The sequence below is a fragment of the Paenibacillus sp. 2KB_20 genome (assembly GCF_052115765.1).
In the GTDB taxonomy this organism is placed as follows: Bacteria; Bacillota; Bacilli; order Paenibacillales; family Paenibacillaceae; genus Paenibacillus_AQ.
In genome coordinates this window covers 81,854-101,024 of the sequence record NZ_JBFRHH010000008.1, presented here as the reverse complement: position 1 = coordinate 101,024, position 19,171 = coordinate 81,854, and the positions used below count along the sequence as shown (strand labels likewise).

Annotated in this window: 16 protein-coding genes; 2 read left to right on the top strand and 14 right to left on the bottom strand. The window is 50.2% G+C overall.

Features of this window, described 5'->3' with window-relative positions:
- Nucleotides 1-76 precede the first annotated feature (76 nt).
- From AB4124_RS22645 to AB4124_RS22590, 12 genes are all read right to left on the bottom strand, one after another.
- Complete coding sequence (locus AB4124_RS22645) at nucleotides 77-1,060, bottom strand: AAA family ATPase (protein WP_076321137.1); 984 nt, start codon at nucleotides 1,058-1,060, stop codon at nucleotides 77-79.
- An 81-nt stretch (nucleotides 1,061-1,141) separates the two neighbouring features.
- Complete coding sequence (locus AB4124_RS22640) at nucleotides 1,142-1,795, bottom strand: YdcF family protein (protein ID WP_430106968.1); 654 nt, start codon at nucleotides 1,793-1,795, stop codon at nucleotides 1,142-1,144.
- Nucleotides 1,795-2,352 carry a DUF402 domain-containing protein gene (locus AB4124_RS22635; RefSeq protein ID WP_071218240.1) on the bottom strand — a complete coding sequence of 186 codons (558 nt, stop codon included), beginning with the start codon at nucleotides 2,350-2,352 and terminating at the stop codon, nucleotides 1,795-1,797. The genes AB4124_RS22640 and AB4124_RS22635 overlap by 1 nt, the downstream gene beginning before the upstream one ends.
- Before the next feature lie 99 nt (nucleotides 2,353-2,451).
- Nucleotides 2,452-5,124 carry a PBP1A family penicillin-binding protein gene (locus AB4124_RS22630; protein ID WP_441974257.1) on the bottom strand — a complete coding sequence of 891 codons (2,673 nt, stop codon included), beginning with the start codon at nucleotides 5,122-5,124 and terminating at the stop codon, nucleotides 2,452-2,454.
- 184 nt (nucleotides 5,125-5,308) lie between these two features.
- Nucleotides 5,309-5,548, bottom strand: coding sequence for an RNA chaperone Hfq (hfq, locus tag AB4124_RS22625; RefSeq protein ID WP_076321134.1), 240 nt, complete (start codon nucleotides 5,546-5,548; stop codon nucleotides 5,309-5,311).
- Nucleotides 5,549-5,601: 53 nt separating this feature from the next.
- A complete protein-coding gene (gene miaA, locus AB4124_RS22620; RefSeq protein ID WP_441974256.1) occupies nucleotides 5,602-6,549 on the bottom strand; it encodes a tRNA (adenosine(37)-N6)-dimethylallyltransferase MiaA in 948 nt (315 codons plus the stop codon).
- Complete coding sequence (locus AB4124_RS22615; protein ID WP_441974255.1) at nucleotides 6,539-7,318, bottom strand: class I SAM-dependent methyltransferase; 780 nt, start codon at nucleotides 7,316-7,318, stop codon at nucleotides 6,539-6,541. Before AB4124_RS22615 ends, miaA begins: the two co-directional genes overlap by 11 nt.
- A gap of 17 nt (nucleotides 7,319-7,335) precedes the next feature.
- A complete protein-coding gene (mutL, locus tag AB4124_RS22610) occupies nucleotides 7,336-9,321 on the bottom strand; it encodes a DNA mismatch repair endonuclease MutL (protein ID WP_441974254.1) in 1,986 nt (661 codons plus the stop codon).
- Nucleotides 9,322-9,358: 37 nt separating this feature from the next.
- Entirely contained in the window at nucleotides 9,359-12,127 is a 2,769-nt protein-coding gene (gene mutS, locus AB4124_RS22605; RefSeq protein ID WP_441974253.1) for a DNA mismatch repair protein MutS, read from the bottom strand.
- Between the two features lie 60 nt (nucleotides 12,128-12,187).
- Nucleotides 12,188-13,444 carry a putative amidoligase domain-containing protein gene (locus tag AB4124_RS22600; RefSeq protein WP_441974252.1) on the bottom strand — a complete coding sequence of 419 codons (1,257 nt, stop codon included), beginning with the start codon at nucleotides 13,442-13,444 and terminating at the stop codon, nucleotides 12,188-12,190.
- A 107-nt stretch (nucleotides 13,445-13,551) separates the two neighbouring features.
- Complete coding sequence (locus tag AB4124_RS22595) at nucleotides 13,552-14,118, bottom strand: outer spore coat protein CotE (protein WP_076321128.1); 567 nt, start codon at nucleotides 14,116-14,118, stop codon at nucleotides 13,552-13,554.
- 128 nt (nucleotides 14,119-14,246) lie between these two features.
- Nucleotides 14,247-15,227 (bottom strand): aromatic acid exporter family protein, encoded by a 981-nt coding sequence (locus AB4124_RS22590; RefSeq protein WP_076321127.1) that lies wholly within the window; start codon nucleotides 15,225-15,227, stop codon nucleotides 14,247-14,249.
- 259 nt (nucleotides 15,228-15,486) lie between these two features.
- On the opposite strand from AB4124_RS22590, the gene scfA reads away from it, so the two are divergent.
- Entirely contained in the window at nucleotides 15,487-15,636 is a 150-nt protein-coding gene (gene scfA, locus AB4124_RS22585) for a six-cysteine ranthipeptide SCIFF (protein ID WP_441974333.1), read from the top strand.
- A gap of 103 nt (nucleotides 15,637-15,739) precedes the next feature.
- The gene (scfB, locus tag AB4124_RS22580) at nucleotides 15,740-17,119 is read left to right on the top strand and encodes a thioether cross-link-forming SCIFF peptide maturase (protein ID WP_441974251.1); all 1,380 of its coding nucleotides are present in this window, start codon (nucleotides 15,740-15,742) and stop codon (nucleotides 17,117-17,119) included.
- 214 nt (nucleotides 17,120-17,333) lie between these two features.
- On the opposite strand, the gene AB4124_RS22575 is transcribed toward scfB, so the two are convergent.
- Together AB4124_RS22575 and AB4124_RS22570 are read right to left on the bottom strand one after the other, a co-directional pair.
- Nucleotides 17,334-17,978, bottom strand: coding sequence for an MBL fold metallo-hydrolase (locus AB4124_RS22575; RefSeq protein ID WP_441974250.1), 645 nt, complete (start codon nucleotides 17,976-17,978; stop codon nucleotides 17,334-17,336).
- A gap of 2 nt (nucleotides 17,979-17,980) precedes the next feature.
- Nucleotides 17,981-18,988, bottom strand: coding sequence for a GNAT family N-acetyltransferase (locus AB4124_RS22570; RefSeq protein WP_441974249.1), 1,008 nt, complete (start codon nucleotides 18,986-18,988; stop codon nucleotides 17,981-17,983).
- Nucleotides 18,989-19,171 lie beyond the last annotated feature (183 nt).

The window sequence follows — 19,171 nt, the reverse complement described above, 5'->3', positions numbered from 1 at the left end:
CTGCTGCCTGCAATAAACATTATGATCCAAAGAAAGCAACGTTACCCCTTCATTATGTTCGAAGACAAGCTTAAAATCATTGTATTTTTCCGTTTAACTTAAAGTCCTCCGGCCGCAGGGTCATAAGCTCAAGCTTGCCGGGGTTCCCGGTTACGTACTGATTTAGCAGCCGAACCGATTGATTCCTTATCGATTTCTCGATGACATTCCGTACATAACGCGCATTACTGAAGGCGTGCAGTCCGTGATCCTTCTCCATCTGCAGATGTTCCTTGAGCTTGCTCAGCGACTGCGGCATCAAGATATAATCCCTCTCCTTTGCCATCAGCTCCGAAATCTGGATCAATTGATCCAAATTGTAATCCGGGAAGTCCATCTGGATCGGAAAACGGGAATACAGGCCGGGATTCGAATCCATAAAAAAATCAATCTCATCGCTATAGCCTGCCAGAATAAGAATGAACTGGTTTTTATGATCCTCCATCGCCTTAACCAGCGTATCGATCGCTTCCTTGCCAAAATCCTTCTCACCGCCGCGCGCCAAACTGTAAGCCTCATCGATGAACAGAATTCCTCCAAGCGCTTTTTTGACCAATTCTCTGGTCTTTTGTGCCGTGTGACCGATATATTCACCTACGAGATCGGCCCGTTCCACTTCGACTAGATGACCCTTATTAAGCACGCCCATCTTCTGGAACAGCTTTGCCACGATACGGGCGACTGTGGTTTTCCCAGTTCCGGGGTTTCCTTTAAAAATCATATGGTACACATGACCGCCACTTAATAAGCCTGCTTCCAAACGCATCTGGGCCACTTGAAGCAATGCATAGATTTCAAATACCAGGTCTTTGATTTGTTCGAGACCTACCAGTTGATCCAGCTCTTTCTGTATTTCCTGGAATAGACTGTGCTGGGAAACAGGGTTTGGCGAAGGGGCCGGTTCGCGTTCCGGAACCGCACTGCTGATGAGTGGAGGTTCCGCGCTGCGGAGCACGACATTAATCTGCCTGGATGGCCGTCCTTCAGATCGGCCGTTAGCGGCCGTTACACGCCCGTTCATTGCTCCTCACCTCTTTACCAAAGGGCTGACTATCTATTCCAATGTATTCTATTTACAGCCTGCTTATTAGAAGTTTCGTCCTCATAGGACACCCATGGCGATCAACAGCCGATCGGCCGTCCATTTCGTATAAGCCAGCACTTCTCTAGACTTGTGTTTAACCATCGGCAAAACGGTAGATTCCGTCAGCGACATAGAAGGATGATCGTAACCAAGGGTTGTTGCAACCTCCATCGCTCTCGTCCCGTGATAGTCATGGGTTATTATAATGGCGGTGTTCCACCCATGCTCCTCCATAATCGCTTGGCTGAAGAGCAAATTCTCGTAAGTGCTCGTTGCTTCGTTCTCCAGGAAGATCCGTTCCTCCGGTACGCCCGCGTCAACCAAGAAATTTCGCATTCCTTCGGCTTCGGTATATGGATACCCCGGCTTATCGAGGCCGCCAGAAACGATGAAGGTATCAAAACGGCCTGCATGGTATTCAACTAGCGCATGCTCGAGCCGCTCGCGAAGCCCCGGACTTGGCTGATCTCCCCACATGGAAGCGCCCAGGATAATGCCGACATCCGCTTTCTCCGACGGACTGCTGACGGCACTTTCGATCTTCCAATATGCATAACCTGACCATAGCACTCCAAGAACAACGAGAGAGAGCAGGGTAATCATCCCTCGCCGATACCATGCTCTCTTCTTCGTGCCTGTTTGAGACAGACTCTTATGTATTTCCTGACGCATTATTTCTTCCTCCTGAACTCTCCATTATGAAATAACTGGTCGCGATGCTTCAGAGACATCATAAAGTAAGGGAATTCATGCGCGTCGATGGCCCGAAGCAGATTCCGTGCGGTTACCTTGGCCAGCCTGTAGTCATCCCGGGTAATGTCATTCCGCCCTAGGGCATCCTCAAGCTCATCTTCATCCAGCAAGAACACTTCACCGTTCTTGACGACCACAACGTCCAAATACAGATCGTCAAACCAAGGAACACCCTGATCGGTTACCCCCTGTTTCTTGCAAATATCGATGTACCATTGAACAATGTTTCGTTTGTCATCAAACATGGCGGTCACGATGAAATGGCTGTCCTTCGGATAATACTGCAGCCATGAATAGCCTTTGTCCGCGATTCGGTAAGTATGACGGCCATACGTCTTCCATAACGGTTCTTTCAGGCCATATATGGTATATAACGTGAGATACCCTGTAAACTGCTCACATTCCACATACCGGGAAGTGAAGTGCCGGCGGGTGATGCGGCGCCAATTCGCCCGATCTCCGAATTTACGTTTCATGGAACTTTTCCTCCCCATTCGTATTCCCAGCTTACCACATTTGGGTATCACACTCAAAACAAAGAAGCCTCCGCAATCATGCGGAGGCTCTCAAGTTCATTATGGATTATCTTGGAACTGGTCAGAACCATCAACCGGATCTGACGGATCCACAATGGTTCCCGGTACCGTAGGAATATCACCCGAATCGCTGTCGGTTCCTCCAGTGCCTGTGTCACCATGGTTAGATCCATCTCCTGAGCCATCAGATCCATTGCCAGGATTTTGACCATCTTGGCCATTCCCGGCTCCGTTTCCATTATCAGGAGGGTTCGTTCCATTACCGTTACCATTGCCTGGGCCTTCACCATTCCCATTGCCTGGCTCGCCATTACCATTACCGTTGCCATTTCCGTTCCCGTTGCCATTCTCATTCCCAGGAGGGAACTCATTGCCTGCTCCGTTGTCACCTTCATCAACCGGAGGTGGTTCCTGGATGTCCCCCGGATCGGGTTCGAGATCCTCAGGCGGCAATTCCTCGGAAACGGCCACAATCTGCAGGATGTTCGAAGGTGCCGACTCCTGGCTCGTAGACGGGTCTATAGCAGTCACATAATAATCATAGGTCAGTCCCTCCATTGCGCTCAAATCCTCAATGGACGTACCATTCAAGGCATCGAGAATCGGGGTGTATTCCGATTCCGACGTTTCCTTACGATACACGCGGTATTGCACGTTGCCCTGAACCGGATTCCAGCTCAGTGATACAGTCTGAGTCTCTCCATTATAGGAGCCCGTCAAACCGCTGACTGCGGTTAATGTCGTTTCTTCAACAGGCGGCTTTACCGGCTCGGTACTCGGGAAGCTCTTAGCTTCATAGCCTTGAACAGCCTTCTCCATCACTTTGCCCCATAAGGAAGCTGAGATCGAACTGCTTCGTTTCAGCAGATGCTGCCGGTCTGGGTTATCATAACCCATCCACACAGCTGCGGTTAACTCCGGCGTATATCCGACAAACCATACGTCGCGGTTTGAGCTGACGCCCTTATAGCCGCTCTGCGTGGTTCCGGTCTTACCGGCTACCGGACGACTGATCCGGGCATTTCTACCCGTTCCGTCCTCTACAACGCGCTTCATCATGTCTGTCATTTGCGAAGCCGTCGAAGCACTCATCACGCGCTTCCCTTTGCTGCCTTTGTTCTCATGCACAACCTTGCCTTTGTTATCTTTAATCTGCTTGATTGCAAAAGCCTCTTTAAATTCTCCGCCATTAGCAAAGGCGCTGAAAGCTTGTGCCATCTCGAATGTGTTCGTACCGGTATTCATTCCGCCGAGGGCCAGGGATAAGTTCGCGTCGCCTTCGGTCATCTTGATGCCGAGACTCTGAGCGAACTCGAATCCGGTTTTTACGCCGATTTGGTTCAACAGCCATACGGCCGGAATGTTCTCGGAACGCTGAATCGCTTCCGGCATACCAATCGTCTCCGAATATCCGTGCAGATTTCTTGGGCAATAGTTGGTGCCAAAACATTGCTGTTTATTACTCAATCTGGAGTCCTTCGTAAACTTCCCGGATTCCAGCGCCGGTGCGTACGATACAATCGGCTTCAAGGCGGAGCCCGGCTGACGACGGCTGTCGGTAGCCCGGCTAAACCCGCCGCGCGTATATTCCCTTCCACCCGACATCGCTACGATCCCGCCGGTCTCCTGGTTAATGATGACCATGGAACCCTCAACGGGTACGTCATCAGGACCTTTTTCAAAGTTTTCCGGATTCTTGAACTCTTCTTCCATTGCCGTCTGGGCATTCACGTCCATCGTTGTGTAAATCTGATAACCGCCAATATTAACATCGTCCTCGGTGAGGCCCCATTTTTCTTCGGCTTCTTCCATTACATAGTCGATAAACGCTGTATATTTCTGTTGTCTTTCAGGCGGTGTATACGCATAGTCCACTTTCTTGGCTTTCGCGGCCTCTTCGGCCGTGATATAACCCTGCTGTTCCATCAAAGTCAATACCACCGCACGACGCTCTTTGGAGAGCTCAGGGTTCTTGAGCGGATTATATCGGGACGGTCCCTTTGGCATTGCCGCCAGTGTTGCTATTTCCCATATCTCCAGTTTTTTTAGATCCGATTTGCCGAAATAACGCTCGGACGCGGCTTTGATGCCGTAATAAGGCCCCCCGAAGTTAATCCGGTTCAAGTACATCTCAATAATTTCCTGTTTACTGTGCTTACGCTCAAGCGCCAGCGCGATCGACATTTCAGTCGCCTTCCGGAAGAATGTTTTATCCCTGGTCAGGAATATGTTCTTCGCCAGCTGCTGCGTGATCGTACTTCCGCCTTCGACCATGGAACGGGCCATGACATCCTTTACCGCTGCGCGGCCGATCGACCACATGTCTACGCCGTTATGCTCCATGAACCGTTTATCTTCTGTTGCAATAAATGCTTGTACCAATAGCTCCGGAATATCCTCGTACTTCACAGGATCACTCTTCTGAAGGGACAGTTCGCCCATCAGCGTGCCATTACGGTCATATACCTTAGAAGTACCGTAAGCGGTCAGCTTATCCTGATTCTGCTCCAGCAGCTTTTCACCGCTGATCAAGATGAACAAATAACCTGCAAGTGCACAGAAGATCGCAATGACAGCCGTAAAAAACAATGCCCATGCAATTCGCTTTCCTTTGCCTTTTTTCTTCTTCGCATTCGGTTTCGTGGTTTTGGATGTCTTCGGGTTGTCTTTGTTTTTGTTCAACCGTGACATCTGATTATCTTTTCCAGCCATTTGTCCCCCTCCTTACTCCCTTGCGGGATCAAGCCTTCTGACTCAAGTCATGCCTCGGAAAGAAAAGAACAACCTTCTCAGGTTGCTCTCTGCACTCCTTATAAGCTAAACGAAATATAAGCCAAAAAGTTTCAAATTAATCATTTACGGTATGATTCTGCTCTTTATGAATCCATTCTAAAATCTATTGTTCGCTGCTGTTATCCTGCATCAGGGACACATTACGCTGCGGCATGAACGTGGAGATAGCATGCTTGTACACCATTTGCTGACGGCCGTCGCTGTCAATCACGATGGTAAAATTGTCAAAAGCTTTGATCGTTCCACGGATCTGAAAGCCGTTTGTAAGGTATACCGTGGCCGGAATGTTCTCTTTGCGCAGTTGGTTCAAGAACGTGTCTTGGATGTTAATGGACTTGTTCATTAGCCGTACCCCCAATGGTTCATTTAGATTGTTTTGAAAATATATTCAAGATTTCAGTGAAACTTTCCTGCTATTATAGCACGGATTTTTTGATAGTTCGCAGAAAAATTTCCCGAGTCGGTGACGTCTACCCACTCGATGTCCTTCATGTGGCGAAACCAAGATAGCTGCCGCTTAGCGAAACGGCGTGTATCGCGCTTAAGCAGCACGACGGCCTCTTCATAGCTGAACTCCCTGCTAAGGTACGAAACGATTTCCTTGTAACCCAGCCCTTGCATGGATACAAGCCCCGGAGCGAACCCTTTGTTCATGAGCGCCGCCACCTCATCAACAAGTCCCTGGCTCAGCATAAGATCAATTCGCTCTTCAATACGGTTATATAGCATTTGCCTGTCCATTGTCAAACCGACCAAGCATAAGTCATAGGGAGATTGCTTAGTTTGAGGTGCCAGTTGGGTCGAAAGTGGGACGCCGGTCACATGAAATACTTCTAAAGCACGAACGACCCGACGTAGGTCATTAGGGTGAAGCCGCTCGGCCGTTTCAGGATCAACCTCTGCCAATTTTTGATGAAGAGCCTCGGCTCCATGTTCGTTGGCATAGCGGAACTGCTCTTCCCGAAAAACTTCATCCGCTCCCGTCTCGCTAAACTGATAGCCGTAACACACCGACTCCACGTAAAGCCCGGTTCCCCCAACAATAAAAGGAAGTTTCCCCCGCTGCGTAATCTCCGTAATGAGCCTCTGGCTCTGCTCCTGAAATTCGGCTACCGAATAGGGGTGATCGGGCTCGTGAATATCAATGAGATGGTGAGGAACGCCTTCCATTTCCTCCACGGAAATTTTGGCCGTTCCGATATCCATGCCCCGGTATACCTGCATCGAATCGCCGGAGATAATCTCACATCCGAATTTCTTCGCGATCTCAATGCTCATTTTGGTTTTACCTACAGCTGTTGGTCCGATGAGAACAAGCAGTTTCGGTTTGGTTTCATCTGTCAATGGAAATCACTCCGTACGTTATTTTCGATTTTCCCCGTTCAGGCAATGTAAAGCCAAGCCGCTCAAACTCTCCGCTGGATCGCGCTTCCTTCATCACGACGGTTTTGCGCGCGACCCTAACCGCTTCTCTCACACTTTCCATTTCCAGCGGCTCCCTATTTGCATAATGTCTTAGAGGATGGATCGAAGCCGATTCGGCGATCGGTTCACGGAACATCGGATCAAAATAAACAATGTCTACGCTCCGGTCCGGCAGCGACTTCAAATAATCCAGGTGATGGCTGTGCCTGACCTCGATTCGCCTCATCGCCTGATCACTGGCCTCCAGATGGCTTTCATAGGTCCGCAGCCCTTCTTTCAGCAGCGCATACAAGGGCAGTGAGCTCTCCAGGGCAGTGATTTGACTGCTCGCCCCGCCCTTGCCCGAGAATACCAGGGAATCCGCTCCAAGCCCGGCCGTACAGTCCAGTACGGAATCCCCTTCCTCCATTCCGGAAGCCTCCAGCATGGGATCGGGTTTTCCGCTCAGCACGCGTTTCAATCGGACAAACCCCATACTCGGATGAAATTCCATGACCGCCCCATCCGGTCCGCTTAGACGTACATGTCCGTTCAGTACGACCAGCACGTCATCGTCTCCGAACCTGCGGGCTAATTTTCGCAATGAATGACCGCCGCGCTGGACATAACGGCAGCCGATTTCTTGGGCTAAACATCTCGCGCGCTCCACAATGTCCGGCGCTTCCGCTTCTCCAGTTGTTATAATCATGAAGGTCCTCCTTGCTGTTACATCACGCGTTTAAACATTTTCTCCAAATCATAAGCTGAGAACGAAACCACGATCGGTCGTCCATGCGGGCATGTGTATGGCTGCCGGCAGGCGCCCAAACGCTGAATCAACGTCATCGCCTCCTGCTCCGTCAGCTTCTGATTGGCTTTGATGGAAGCCTTGCAGGAACACATGATCGACGAGGTTTCTCTCAGCTTGGCGATATCGATATTGCGTTCGCTCAGCACCCATTCAGCCATCTCTTCGATAATGGCCTTCTCGTCGCCCTTAGGGAACCAGAACGGATGGGAACGAACCAGAAAGGTATGGCCGCCAAAAAACTCCATATAAACGCCAACCTTCTCAAACCAATGCAGCCGTTCCTTCACCTTCTCCGATTCCGAGGGCGTGAATTCGAGCGTAATCGGCAGCAGCAGCTCCTGGGATGCGTCTGCCGGGTTGCCAAACTGTTCATAGTAATACTCGTAGTTAATCCGCTCATGTGCGGCATGCTGATCAATCAGGTACAGCCCGGCATCATTCTGCGCTATAAGATAGGTGCCGTGATGCTGGCCGATCAGCGTAAGCTCCGGAAATGGCGGAATCTCGGGAGCCGGTCCTGAGGCCGCCTGCAGCCACTCCTTCGTTATGGCAGGAATTCCGGCATTCCCCCTGGTCTCATTGCGGTAATCATTGCGGTAAGAAGAAGCTGCTGCCGTTTCCCGCATTTGCGAGGTGGCAGCTGTTCCTGCTGCTCCGGCCCCATAAGTCTGCTTGATATTGGACTCAGACTGAGTGTATACCTGACCCTCCGGCCGTGTCGACGCAGGCGACGCATGGAGAGGCATGTTTTCACCAGTGGAAAGCTCGCCGCTTCCTGGGATCGCGATATCCCGTTCATTACCGCTACCGATCGCAGAGACACGACCTTGCGCAGAAGAAAATTGCAGCTGTTCCTGGATATAGGCGTTGTCGCTTTTGCCAATATTTTGTTTGGCCGGACGTGGAATAAGAATTTCCTGCTGCAACACCTTGCGAATCTCTTCCTCCACAAAAGCGAATAGCTCCTGCTCTTTACTGAACCGCACCTCCAGCTTGGATGGATGCACATTCACATCGATCAACGAGGGGTGCATGGACAGCTGAATGACAACGAGCGGAAACCGGTTGATCGGCAACAGCGTATGATAACCCCTCAAAATCGCCTGCATTAAGCCGTAATTACGAATATACCGCCCGTTAATGATGAGCGACATGCCGTTACGGTTTGCCCGCGTATAATCCGGGCGGCTGATATATCCGCTTAACGTATAATCCATATTCTCCGCTTCGAACGGCAGCATCGCTTTGGCCGATTGGGTACCGTATATGGCCGCAATGACCTGAAGGGCATCGCCATTGCCCAGCGTCTGCAGCAGCGAGTTTCCATTGTGCCTAAGCGTAAAGGCAATATCCGGCCGGGAGAGGGCCAGACGGTACAGATAGTCGGATATGTGCCCCAGCTCCGTTTGGATTGTTTTCATATATTTCAGCCTTGCCGGCGTATTAAAGAACAATTCCTTCACGAGGAAATCCGTTCCTCTGGGTGCGGCCGTCTCTTCGTTCACGCGCAGATGACCGCCTTCGATCTCGATCACACGTCCGCGGCCATCGTGAGCATTGGAGGTAACCAGACGTACCTTGGATACAGCCGCAATGGATGGCAGGGCTTCGCCCCTGAATCCAAGGCTGGTGATTTGGAACAAATCGCGGCCTTCAGCGATTTTGCTCGTTGCATGACGATAAAAAGCCGTCTCGCAATCCTCCGGATCAATGCCGGCACCGTTATCCGTCACGCGAATGCTGTCCAGTCCGCCTTCTTCAACCGTTACGTCAATCTTGGTGCTCCCGGCATCAATGGCGTTCTCGACTAGCTCCTTCACAACGGAGGCAGGTCGCTCCACCACCTCACCGGCAGCAATCTGGTTTGCAATATGCTCGTCCAAAATCCGAATAATCCCCATCGTTCCTACCTCCGTTTCATTTCATTCCTATGCTAAATCACATATCCTTCGCTTGAAGCTTCAGGTCATTCAGGAACTGCATGGCCTGAAGCGGCGTCATATTCATCACGTCCGCGCCCTTAACAGCATCAATGAGGCTCTTGATCGCAGGATCTTGAGAGGCTTCCTGCGGCATCGAGTGCTGATCCTTACCAGGCTTAGCACTCGATTCAGGCACTTCCTCCTCGCCAAAAATGGAGAGCTGTACCACGCCGCCTTTCTGGTCAGCACCGCCCAAGCCTTCAGTATACAGCGTTGTATCTTCTCGATGCTCATACACAGCTTCCGGTCCGCTTCGTCTTTCATCGGACTGAGGTGCGGCAGTTGGCTGCTCGCGCTGCATCACAGCCCCTTGCTCTGATGCCACCGCGGCCAGCGAAGCCATCTCCAGGCCCTGCAGCAGCCCATAGGCGCGGTCAATGATACTGCCGGGCAAGCCGGCTAATCTCGCACAGTAAATGCCGTAGCTGCTGTCGGCTGCGCCAGGGATCAGCTTGCGGAGGAAATGCACTTTGTCTCCGCTTTCCTGAACCGCCATGGAATAATTTTTAAGACCGCCAAGGCTTTCCTGTAGATGGGCAAGCTCATGGAAATGCGTTGATACCAATGCCTTGCAGCCGATATGGTCATGCACATACTCAATCACGGCTTGTGCGATTGCCATACCTTCACTCGTCGACGTACCGCGTCCAAGCTCATCAATGATGATCAGGCTGCGGGGCGTCGCTTTTTCCGTCATGACCTGAATATCCGCCATCTCCACCATGAAGGTGCTCTGACCGCCGATCAGATCGTCAGCCGCCCCGATGCGGGTAAAGATCCGGTCGACCAGCGGGACAACCGCACGCTCTGCCGGGACAAAACAGCCCATCTGGGCCAGAATCGATAATAAGGCAACCTGGCGCATGTACGTGCTTTTTCCAGCCATATTCGGACCGGTAATAAGCAGGATCGAGGAGCCGTCCTTGCGCAAATCCGTTCCGTTCGCGATAAACGATGAATCCTTCATGACGGCTTCTACAACAGGATGACGACCGCCTTCAACGATATAATCATAACCTTCGCTCAGTTCCGGCTTCACGAACCGGTATTCCGCACTGACCGCAGCCAACGATTGGTAGACGTCGATCTCTGCAATGCGCTCAGCGAGCTTCTGCAACCGGCTTACTTGGGTATTCAGCTTGTCCCTGAGCTCGGTAAAGAGGGCGTACTCCATATCCACCATCTTTTCCTGCGCCTCCAGGATCAGACCTTCCTTCTCCTTCAGCTCGGGCGTGACATAACGCTCCGCGTTCGCCAGGGTCTGCTTGCGTTCGTACCGGCCTTCCGGCAGGGACGACAGATTGGACTTGGTCACCTCGATATAATAGCCAAACACCTTGTTGTAACCGATCTTCAGCGACTTGATCCCCGTAGCCGCGCGTTCCTTCGCTTCCAGCTCGGCGATCCAGCGTTTGCCGCTGGTGCTCGCTTCACGAAACTCATCCAGCCGCTCGTGATAGCCCGGCTTGATGATGCCTCCGTCACGCACGGACACCGGCGGTTCATCAACAATCGCATGCTCGATCAGTTCACACAGATCGTCACAAATATCCGTATCCGCAGCCACCCGCCGCAGCGTCTCGGAAGCCGAATGGGCACACAGCTCTTTCAGGGAAGGAATTTGTCTTAGCGACAGCTTGAGCGCGTTCAAATCCCGTCCGTTCGCGCTGCCAAACGCAATCCGGCCGACCAACCGTTCCAGATCATATATCTCTTTAAGCGCCATCCGCAGATCTTCACGCAGTATGTACTGGTTATACAAATGCTCAACAGCCTCCAGCCGCTCTTCAATCCGGCTGCGGGACAGCAGCGGTTTATCGATTCTCCGCCGCAGGAGTCTGGCTCCCATCGAGGTTTCCGTGCGATCCAGAAGCCACAGGAGCGAACCTTTCTTTGAACGCTCACGAACTGTCTCAACCAGCTCCAGGTTGCGTCTGGTGAATGGATCCAGAACCATGTATTGTCCCGGTTCGTAGGAAGCAATCTGCGTCAGCTGTCCCAGTGACCGCTTCTGCGTCTCGCTTAAATACGAGATCAGCAGGGAAATGCAGGCTCTTCGCTCCTCTTCCAGGCGGGCCCAGGCCGGTTCTCCGAATTGGGAGCGAACCAATGCGTCCTCCCTACGATCCCAAGCCGTATAGACAATGTTGCGGCTGCCTGGAAGCGCCTGAGATGAGATGATATCAAGAAGGGAAGCGTCCCCAATGATCTCGGAAGGCTCATAAAGGCCAATCTCATCCCGCAGCCATTCCTCCGAAGATGGCACTGATGTCACATAAAGCTCACCTGTGGACAGATCGCATGCCGATAAAGACATCAATCCGCCCGCTTCCGTAACGCACACCATGTAATTGTTCGATTTGTCGTGCACGACCTTGCCGTCCATGATGGTCCCCGGCGTGACGACCCGAACGATTTCCCGCCGCACCATGCCTTTGGTGACAGAAGCATCTTCCATCTGCTCGCAGATGGCGACTTTGTATCCTTTCTCAATCAACCGCTGGATGTAACCCTCCGCGGAATGATAGGGCACTCCGCACATCGGTATTTTCTCTGCACCGCCGCCTTCGCGGCCGGTCAGCGTAATCTCCAATTCCTTCGATGCGAGGATCGCATCATCAAAAAACATTTCGTAAAAATCGCCTAAGCGGAAAAAAAGAAACGCATCGCGCGCTTGTTCTTTAACCTTCAAATATTGTTCAATCATCGGCGTATATTTAGCCATGACGTACCTCCATTACCTTCTAGCTTGACCTCCATTATAACAGAAATTGATCGCAAAGCATCACGGCTTCACGGGAATATTCCACAGCGGCCTGATATCTCTGCTCTCATCCCAAACGCGCCCCGCCTCCATGTGTGCAAGAGCCAGTTCGATTTCACGAGCAAAGTCCGAATATTCCGGCAGTGCTGACAAATCCCTATGCCAGCCTGCAATACATTCTTGAAGCACGGACTTGTCGCCTTCATAATAGGCGCGATGGTAACGTTCCGTATTGAATGGCCTCGCTAGCAAGCGGTCGCTGTACCGAACTGCCAGATAGGCAACATAGAGTGACACCTTCGCGACAAGCGGCGAAACGAGAAAGCTGGGAAGCGTACGGTATTCAAACCCACCATATGGCTGTCTCCGAAAATCCCCCAGATATCCATAACGGGGCCTACGAAGACGCCCCTTGGGGTCTTCCAGCAGCGCCAGCGGCAGAGCCAAATAATTATCCAGGGTCTGAAGAAGAGACAGGGAAAGCGGTACCCCACTGAAATGAATATGGCCGCCCAACGGGAAATCACCATAAGGCAGAGCTCCTGCCCTCCATGTTAATGAATGATCGGTAATTAGGCTCTGGGCTTGACGCAGAGCTTTTTGCATTTCAATCACTAACTCCTTTGGCCTTGCTCTCGGTAACGGCCTCAGCTCGGCAATGGGGTATATGACCTCACCCCGATAACGAACGGCGTCACTGCCGACTGACCCGCCACGCTCCATAAATTCGGATGCATACACAATATCTCCGTTATCCTTCATCAGCACAAATTCGGGATCCATCCCCATGAGCAGCGGAAGAGTCAAAGGAAACTCACTGTCTTCGTTATGCGCGTGAAAACCTGCCGCCTGTTGGCCTTTGGCACTCATAACGGTTTTATTCCGGCCCGCTTTCATGCGGACACCTTCGACTACATATCTTCGCCCGGGCCGGGCCGTGATGATGACCTCTCCTTCATCCACACCCAGCGTATACAGCGACCGCAGAGCTGCTTTCTCCAATCTCCGATGCAGGCCGTCTTCATACCTCCCGTTCTCGGGATCGGGCTCAAATATCACTTCGCTGCCGCCAAGCTGATAAGAGCGGATCGAGACTGCGGACAACCCCTCGACATGAACCGCGTACCTGGCCGTGAAATGCTTCTCCTCAACTGTACTCAAGCCCAGAGAGCATGGTATTCCGGATCTGATCAGACGTGCTTGCGCGAGGAGCACTGCAGCTCCCTTCAATGGTACATATTCTTTTACAGCAACTGGTTCTACTTTAAATTGAGCCATCTCCTAGTCCCCCTGTAAAAAAAAATAAAAAAGAGGGCATCCGCCCTCCGCAAAGCTGCCCTCACTGCATATGCTAAGATTAGAATCATTCCTACAGGAGGGTTATCTTACAGTTCATCCTCCAGACCTTCGTAATCAAGGTCTTCGTAATCATCGCCTTCGTCTCCCAGGACGTAATCGAATTCTTTGTCTTCGTAGTCGCCATGGTGATGGCTGCATACTTTGACAACGACCTTGGTTTCCGCAATCAGCTCCACCGCGTACTCTCTCTCTACCCGCAGAATGACACTCGTGCCATTCGAGGATACGCTGGCCTCAACGCAGCTCGGCTCCTGTGTCGCTTCAGCCGACACTTCCACCGTGGATGCACGATGCTTCGGATCCAGATAAGAAAGAGGCACGCGTTCTACATACGATACCGTTTCTTTCGCCACATCGGTCTGCGAATTTTTGTCATAGGAATACCAGATGTTAACATCGTAAGTACCAATAACTTCAATTCCGTCTCCGGCGGCAACCGCCTCGTATTGATGGTTTATAATCCAAGCCCCCAAAATACTGGTCGGATTATTAGGCGGAGTCACGGTATGTGTTACGGTAGAGAATTTACGACCCTTGCCGCAGATCGCCTTCGTGATGATTTCTCTACATTGGTGTTTATGACTCAATGACATCTTCGAACCTCCTCCATACAATCATTCCATACATGTGTATGCAAGACATGGGCGAATGTTGAATGAAGTGGTCCAAATAAATTCATATGATGCTAAAAATATCAGATTTTTTTTTGCAAATCCCTAAGCTATACGGCCGAATCCGCGCGCTTCTGCGGTTTTTTCGCCGTGGGTGCCTTATACTTCTTTGAAATATTCAAATAGTATTCCAGCTCATGGCATAACTGCAGGATGGCGGACCGGACCTCGAATTCTTCGCGGGTCGTCGGCAGCTCCATCTCTTTAAACAAGTCCTCCAGCTCAATCAGCAGTCCTTCGGACTTGCCCGTATATCCTTCGGCAATGACATCCTTGCTTAACTGATCGAATATTTCCGCCGTCAGCACGCCATGAGGAAGCCTCTCATACACCTGGGATATCTGATGCATCATGCTCTGGATATTCTCCATCTGTTCCTTCCGCATATAAAAGTAGATGTTCCAGGAGCCGTCCGGATGAATCATCTGATTCTCCGACGCCCGCTTCGCTTCCTCAATTCCTCTTTCAATCTGCCGGTTAGCCTCAATTAACTCTTTACCGTCCCATATATGTTCGGGATCTCGAAGCGTAAGCGAGAAATGATGGAAAATGACAGAGAAGAGCCCGTCCACCTTCCGGCGAATCTCCATCATCGCTCCCTCGCTGTTCGGCATATAAACCAAGTTCACAAGCATGGCCGATCCGAGACCGATAATCAACAGTTCAATTTGGGTTAGCAAAATGTCCATTCCGATCTCTTTCCCCTGAAACACCCGAAACACCACGACCGAGCTGGTTACGATGCCTTCCTTAAAGTTCGCTTTTGAAATCGCGGGAAATGCAAGCAATATGTATATGGCCAGTACCCAATAATGAAAACCGAGAAAATAAAATAGAATACACGCCAGCACCAGGCCCAGCAATGAAGCGAACAATCTGGACGATATGGAGCGCACACTCCGTTTTCGCGTGACGTCAACGCCGAGTATAGCAAGAAGACCGGCGGACGTAGCCCCCGGTATGTTCAAGGCATCTGTAATTAAGATGGCAAGCAGGCTTGCCGCAGCCGTTTTGATGACACGAAATCCCATGTGATGAAGAGCCTCCAGGCGAGTTGATGATGACTATATATGTTACCTTATATGTTACCTTTCAGGTGACTACATATTATAATGTAACTTCATCCTAGCTTATTTTAATGCCATAAACAACCATGCCTGGGGGGCCTAGACCATTAGATTTTCCAATTAGTGTGACCTTTTTGATTGTTGAGTATTCCAAGTTGTTGTTACCATAGTTCAACGTAGCGAGTTTATTCGAATTCACGAAATGGTAGAGGAGTTATTCATGATGAAAAGAATCGTAACAATAAGCACACGCAAACTGATGGACACTGCAAAACACGGCGGATGCGGCGCATGCCAGACATCTTGCCAATCTGCTTGCAAGACTTCCTGCGGCGTAGCTAATCAGCGTTGTGAGAACGCAATGAACAAATAACAAATGGGCAAAGAAACTCACCGCCGTCCTTACAAGGACGGCCAAGTTGTTTCTGCTGAATAGCAGCCTGCAATTTGTAGTAAAAAGGAGCTTGATTCGCAGTATGATTCATCAATATCAACTGAACGGATACAACATCGTAATCGACACCTATAGTGGCTCTGTACATGTTGTTGATGACCTAGCATATGAAGTTATTGCGCTTTATGAACATGAGACACCCGAACAAATCCTGGCGTTCATGATGGAAAAACAATATTTAGAAGAAAGCATTCAGGAGACAATCTCAGCGGTCGAGGAACTTATTAAGAATGAGCAGCTTTTTACAGAGGATGCCTACGAGGACCTTTCTAATCATTTAAAAACACGTAAAACGTATGTAAAGGCGCTCTGTCTCAATGTCGCACATACCTGCAATCTGTCGTGCGAGTATTGCTTTGCCAGCCAAGGGAAATACAATGGTGATCGGGCAATTATGAGCTTAGAGGTTGGGCAAAGAGCTATCGATTATCTGCTCGAAAATTCTGGCCATCACCGAAACCTTGATATGGACTTTTTCGGCGGGGAACCGCTTATGGCTTGGAAAGTCGTCAAAGAGATTGTAAAATACGCACGAAGCAAAGAGAAGGAATGGAAGAAAAAATTCCGCTTCACCTTCACAACGAACGGCATGCTGCTCAACGATGAGGTTACCGAGTTTTTAAATCAGGAAATGTACAATGTCGTCTTGAGCTTGGATGGAAGGAAAGAAGTACATGATTGGCTGCGCACAACCGTTACCGGTAAAGGCAGCTATGATTCTATCGTGCCGAAGTTCAAGGAATTCGTCCAAAAGCGCGGAGATCAAGAATACTATGTACGGGGAACGTATACGCGGAACAATGTCGACTTCACCAACGACATCTTCCATATCGCAGACCTGGGTTTTGACAAAATCTCGGTGGAGCCGGTCATCTGTGATCCACGGGAACCTTATGCGCTTACCGAGAAGGATCTCCCGGAGATATACAATCAGTACGAAATTCTCGCCAAGGAAATGATTGAGCGCAGCAAACATGGCAAAGGGTTTACCTTCTATCATTACATGCTTGATCTCTCAGAGGGACCGTGCATTCAGAAGCGGATCACGGGCTGTGGATCAGGCACAGAATATCTCGCTGTCACACCATGGGGCGAACTGTTCCCTTGCCACCAGTTTGTCGGGGATGAAGCGTACAGCATGGGCAACATCTGGGATGGCATCACGCGGCCTGAGCTGCAATGCCAATTCCAAGAGAGCAATTGCTACACGAAGCCGGAGTGTAAGGGGTGCTGGGCTAAACTCTACTGCAGTGGCGGCTGCCCTGCCAATGCTTTGCATGCGACGGGTTCCATCAACGGAATTTACGAGTTTAGTTGTGACGTGTTCCGCAAACGGATCGAATGCTCGATGATGGCCAAGGTCGCCGAGTCAATCCGAGCGATGGAAGAGAGTGAAGTGTAGATAAATGAAAGAGGGGCCTCGCCCATTTCAAATTTAGTACATCCTTCTAGTCGACTGCTATGAGCATTTTCCGCATCCTTATTCTCGTTAGACATAACGTACAAGTGTCCATTGAATATGAAAAGCCGGATTCCTTAGAGAGGAAAACCGGCTTTTTGGATAACTATTAAATAGTACTTAGTGTCTACTTCCGTTAAAATGTTGGTGGAACCCCTTATAAGAGATCCAGGATTTTGTCAAAGACTTGCTTTTCCGTAATCGTATTATGCCCTGACACACAAAGTTCCATATCCATTTCTTTATACTTTAAAAGAGTCTTGATATAGTCATCTTTTTCACCATAGAGGCTTGGAACCAGCTCCTCCATCGAGTCACCGATATTATCGCCTACATGAATGACCTTTTCCAATTCATCCATAATGCTGATGGAGTCCGCGGTATGACCGGGTGTATACATGATTCTTATTTGGTCATCGGGAAAGTAGATCTCTTGTTCGAAAGTTAGATCGGGAAGAAGTTTTTCGGCTTCACCGTCAACAAATTGCCCGTATTTCTGCATCATCTCTTCCCAATGTATCTCGATCATGTCCCTGCAGCTCGTGTGAGATATAATCGTGCAGTTTCGAAACGAGCTGTTTCCCCAGATGTGATCCCAATGGTAATGGGTATTGATGACGATGATGGGCTTGGTATCATGCTTTATGTATTCTTTGACAGGCTCCATGCTCACAGAGCCCAGGCCTGTATCGATGATGTAATTGTACCGATTGCCGAGAATAAGCTGAACATTTAAATCCCAACCAGCAGGCTGCCGATACGTAAACAGAATATTTCTATTCCTGATTTTTTTTATTTCCATTTCTATTTCCTCTTTCTCCAATTGTTGATGTTTACATTATGCACCATCTTGTAATTCCCGGGCTCCGCCCGGAAACCGATAAGATCACGGTTAATTCGAAGCATCGGGATGTTCATGGAATCGTTATGCGTTCTCAAATAAGGGACTCCGCATCCACGTGCTGTTTGAATGCCGAGCAGCTTTAAGGCAAGCGCGATGCGGCGGCCCCGGTACTCCGGCAGAACGCCGGTATATTCATGATACATCGCCTGCGTCTGCTCGTTCTGTTGCAATGTGACGACACCGATGTAGCGGTCGCCGTCCTTGGCGATATGGATCCATTCCGGGCGCACTCTGCTGTGTCCAATGCTCCATTTCTTCCATTCTTCAAACCAAGGGAAATCGCCGGAAAAACCCGGTATATCCGGCTGCGTGACCTTGTACAGCTCATAGAGCTTTCTTTCCCCGTCTTCTCCCGGCTCATCGGCTAATGTAATGAACTGAATTCCGGCCCGTTCTGCCTCTTCAATCGCAACAAACAGGTTGTCGTCGTCAAACGATGCCAGATCCAAAACGGATTCGAAGATATGGCGCTCCTGTACGTAACCTCGACGTTCGGCAAAAGCTGCCGACGAAGCGTCCGTTTCTCTCAAAATAACGGTCAGCTGAGAGGCTTTAACCTCTGCCGCCCATTGGTGAAGCGTATCGTACATCGCCTTGCCTAACCCGTTCCCGCGGCTTTCCGGGTGTACGACAAGGGTGAGGAATAATTCACCCGGCTCCGTCCAAGGTGCCCTCCAAACGATAGCGTAAGCAACAACTTGTCCCGACTCATCTTCTGCTACCCATTTGGGACGATCCCATCCTGTCAGTTCGCCCTTCTCATTGTAATCCAGCTTTCCCGGAGGGATTTGGTCCTCCTCTTCCTTCAAAAGTTCTGCCGTTATCGGTTCCGGCCAAACCGTATTGAGCAGCGACGCAACCGCAGCATAATCGTCGGGCTCTCTCATCTTTCGAATTATAAATTTCATCGCTATCATTTCCTCCAAGTTTTCCTAACCCATCCCAAAGACATTATCCCATACCCGGAGGCTTCTTTCAGGGTAAAATATGGATTTATTGAAAAATTCACAGCCGATTTCCTAGCCAAATAAGTTAAGAAGTTCTTCAATTAGCACAGATAAATTCTTCTCCGTATAAATCTGGTGGGGAAG

What these genes read in the sequence shown, in the direction of transcription:
- AB4124_RS22635 (WP_071218240.1), bottom strand. Translation starts at nt 2,352, where the DNA reads ATGAAACGTAAATTCGGAGATCGGGCGAATTGGCGCCGCATCACCCGC.
- AB4124_RS22570 (WP_441974249.1), bottom strand. Translation starts at nt 18,988, where the DNA reads ATGAAATTTATAATTCGAAAGATGAGAGAGCCCGACGATTATGCTGCG.
- AB4124_RS22640 (WP_430106968.1), bottom strand. Translation starts at nt 1,795, where the DNA reads ATGCGTCAGGAAATACATAAGAGTCTGTCTCAAACAGGCACGAAGAAG.
- scfA (WP_441974333.1), top strand. Translation starts at nt 15,487, where the DNA reads ATGAAAAGAATCGTAACAATAAGCACACGCAAACTGATGGACACTGCA.
- scfB (WP_441974251.1), top strand. Translation starts at nt 15,740, where the DNA reads ATGATTCATCAATATCAACTGAACGGATACAACATCGTAATCGACACC.
- AB4124_RS22595 (WP_076321128.1), bottom strand. Translation starts at nt 14,118, where the DNA reads ATGTCATTGAGTCATAAACACCAATGTAGAGAAATCATCACGAAGGCG.
- mutL (WP_441974254.1), bottom strand. Translation starts at nt 9,321, where the DNA reads ATGGGGATTATTCGGATTTTGGACGAGCATATTGCAAACCAGATTGCT.
- AB4124_RS22645 (WP_076321137.1), bottom strand. Translation starts at nt 1,060, where the DNA reads ATGAACGGGCGTGTAACGGCCGCTAACGGCCGATCTGAAGGACGGCCA.
- AB4124_RS22615 (WP_441974255.1), bottom strand. Translation starts at nt 7,318, where the DNA reads ATGATTATAACAACTGGAGAAGCGGAAGCGCCGGACATTGTGGAGCGC.
- AB4124_RS22590 (WP_076321127.1), bottom strand. Translation starts at nt 15,227, where the DNA reads ATGGGATTTCGTGTCATCAAAACGGCTGCGGCAAGCCTGCTTGCCATC.
- AB4124_RS22600 (WP_441974252.1), bottom strand. Translation starts at nt 13,444, where the DNA reads ATGGCTCAATTTAAAGTAGAACCAGTTGCTGTAAAAGAATATGTACCA.
- AB4124_RS22630 (WP_441974257.1), bottom strand. Translation starts at nt 5,124, where the DNA reads ATGGCTGGAAAAGATAATCAGATGTCACGGTTGAACAAAAACAAAGAC.
- AB4124_RS22575 (WP_441974250.1), bottom strand. Translation starts at nt 17,978, where the DNA reads ATGGAAATAAAAAAAATCAGGAATAGAAATATTCTGTTTACGTATCGG.
- mutS (WP_441974253.1), bottom strand. Translation starts at nt 12,127, where the DNA reads ATGGCTAAATATACGCCGATGATTGAACAATATTTGAAGGTTAAAGAA.
- hfq (WP_076321134.1), bottom strand. Translation starts at nt 5,548, where the DNA reads ATGAACAAGTCCATTAACATCCAAGACACGTTCTTGAACCAACTGCGC.